This is a genomic window from Streptomyces sp. PU-14G, assembly GCF_041028275.1.
Lineage (GTDB): Bacteria > Actinomycetota > Actinomycetes > Streptomycetales > Streptomycetaceae > Streptomyces.
This window is the reverse complement of record NZ_JASKYT010000591.1, coordinates 1-2,623: the sequence shown is the minus strand read 5'-3', so window position 1 is coordinate 2,623 and position 2,623 is coordinate 1. Positions and strand designations below refer to the sequence as shown.

Annotated in this window: 2 protein-coding genes; one reads left to right on the top strand and one right to left on the bottom strand. The window is 73.9% G+C overall.

The features are described from left to right. Positions 1-794 (top strand): HNH endonuclease family protein (locus AB8Z75_RS33720; RefSeq protein ID WP_369208762.1); only part of this gene is annotated, 794 nt, incomplete at its 5' end. Between the two features lie 93 nt (positions 795-887). Here AB8Z75_RS33720 and AB8Z75_RS33715 read toward each other — a convergent pair. Next, positions 888-2,623 (bottom strand): 2-isopropylmalate synthase (locus tag AB8Z75_RS33715; protein ID WP_369208760.1); only part of this gene is annotated, 1,736 nt, incomplete at its 5' end.

Genomic DNA, 2,623 nt, shown 5'->3' with positions numbered 1-2,623 from the left:
CCCAGGGCGCGGGACCGCACCCGGCCGCGCGCCGCCGGGCGGGGTCCGCGCTCACCGCCGTTCTCGCGGCTGTCGCGCTCGTCACCGGGTGCGACGGGGTGGGGGTACCGGACGGGCAGGACGGGAGCGCCCCGCCGGGTGGCGGAGGGGGAGCCGGTGGCCGGGCCGTCAGCCCGCTCCACAATCCGGACGGCACCCGGCCGGGGCTGGCCCCCGTCACCTCCGACGCCGACCGGGCGGAGGCCCGCCGCCTCATAGAGGGCTTGCGTACCAAGGGACGCGGGCCGAAGACGGGATACGAGCGGGACGAGTTCGGCTATGCCTGGATGGACACGGCCGAGGGCGTCCCTTTCGCCCGCAACGGCTGCGACACCCGCAACGACGTGCTGCGGCGCGACGGTGTGAAGACGCGTCACCGCTCCGGTTCCGACTGCGTCGTGGAGTCGATGACGCTGGAGGACCCCTACACCGGACGGCGCATCGACTGGACGAAGCAGCACGCCACCGACGTCCAGATCGACCACGTCATGCCGCTGTCGTACGACTGGCAGATGGGTGCCGCCCACTGGCCCGAGGACAAGCGCCGGCGTCTCGCCAACGACCCGTTGAACCTGCTGCCCGTGGACGGCTCGGCGAACTCCGCCAAACGGGACTCGGGCCCCGCCTCGTGGCTGCCTCCTTCCAGAACGGTCCGCTGCGCCTACGCGGTCCGCTTCGCCCAGGTCGCTCACAAGTACGAGCTGGCCGTCACCTCCCCCGACAAGCACACGATGCTCGCGCAGTGCGGGGGCTGAGGCACACGGGCCCGGGCAGCCGAGTGCCGGGGCCGGGCAGGCGAGTGCCGGGGCCGGGCAGGCCGGGGCCGGGGCCGGGGCGGGGCCCGGAGGTCACAGCGCCCGGTTGACGGCCGCCAGGACCGCCTGGACGGAGGCGGTCAGCACGGAGGTGTCGCGGCCGGCGCCCCAGCGCTCCTTGCCCGCGACGCGGCAGTGGACGTAGGCCATGGCGGGGCTGTCGGGGCCCGTGGCCGTGGCGTGCTGGACGAAGTCGAGGACCGTCACTCGCACTCCGGCCCCCTCCAGGGCGTGCGCGAGGGCGGACAGCGGCCCGTTGCCCGTGCCCTCGTACCAGCCGGGCCGCACGCCGTGGCCGCCCAGCCGGCAGGTGAACCGGTGCTCGCCGGGCGCCGTCTCCTCGGTGCTCCACGACTCGGGCAGCAGCGGCCCGGCCTCGCCCGGCCGCAGGTACGTGGCCGAGAACAGCTCCCACAGCTCCTTTCCCATGGCTTCCCGGCCGCTGTCGTCGGTGGCCTCCTGCACGACGCGGGAGAAGGCGGCGCGCAGCCCGGCGGGGAGCCGCACACCGTGGTGCGCCTCCAGCAGGTGCCCGACGCCACCCTTGCCCGACTGGCTGTTGACGCGGATGACCGCCTCGTAGGAGCGGCCCAGGTCGGCCGGGTCGACCGGCAGGTACGGCACGTCCCAGGGTGCCTGTGCCGCGGGGACGCCCAGTTCGGCGGCGCGGCGGGCGTGGTGCGCGAAGCCCTTGCTGATGGCGTCCTGGTGGGTGCCGGAGAACGCGGTGTGGACGAGTTCACCGCCGTACGGGTGGCGGGGGTGGACCGGCAGCTGGTTGCAGTGCTCGACGGTGTCGCGTACGGCGTCCAGATCGGAGAAGTCGATCATGGGGTCGACCCCCTGCGCGTACAGGTTGAGGGCGAGCGTGACCAGGTCGACGTTGCCGGTGCGCTCCCCGTTGCCGAACAGGCACCCCTCCACGCGCTGCGCGCCCGCCAGCACGGCGAGCTCCGCGCAGGCCACCCCGGTGCCGCGGTCGTTGTGCGGGTGGACGGAGAGGATGACCGACTCGCGGCGCGCCAGGTTGCGGTGGGCGTACTCGATCTGGTCGGCGTAGACGTCGGGCGTGGCGATCTCGACGGTGGCCGGGAGGTTGTGGATGACCGGCCGGTCCGGTGAGGCGTCCCACAGCTCGGTCAGCTCGTCGCACAGCCCCAGCACGTAGTCGGGTTCGGTCAGCACGAAGACCTCGGGGGAGAACTCGAACCTGATGTGCTGCGCGGGCCGCGCGTCGGCGAGGCGCGCCACGTGTGCGGCCGCCTCCCGCACCAGCGCCCGCACCTGGTCGCGGCTGCGTCCCAGGACGACGTCCCGCCACACGGGGGCGGTGGGCGTGTACAGGTGGACGACTACGCGCGGCAGACCGTCGATGGAGGCGAAGGTGCGTTCGATCAGGTCCCGGCGTGCGGGTGTGAAGACGACGATCGTCACGTCGTCGGGCACGGCGCCGGAAGTGGCCAGATGGCGGACGAAGTCGAAGTCGGTGCGGCTCGCCGAGGGGTAGGCGACCTCGATCTCCTTGAAGCCCAGACCGGTCAGCAGGTCGAACATCGCCCGCTTGCGTTCCGTGCCCATCGGCTCGGCGAGGGCCTGGTTGCCGTCGCGCAGGTCGACGGGCACCCACAGGGGGGCCTGCTCGGTGCGCGCGCCGGGCCAGCGGCGGTCGGCGGGGTCGGTACGGGGGAGTCCGACGCGCTCGTGCGCGGGGCGGTAGCGGTGGAACGGCATGCCGCTGGGGCGCTGCGGGTTCCAGGCGGGGGTGGGGG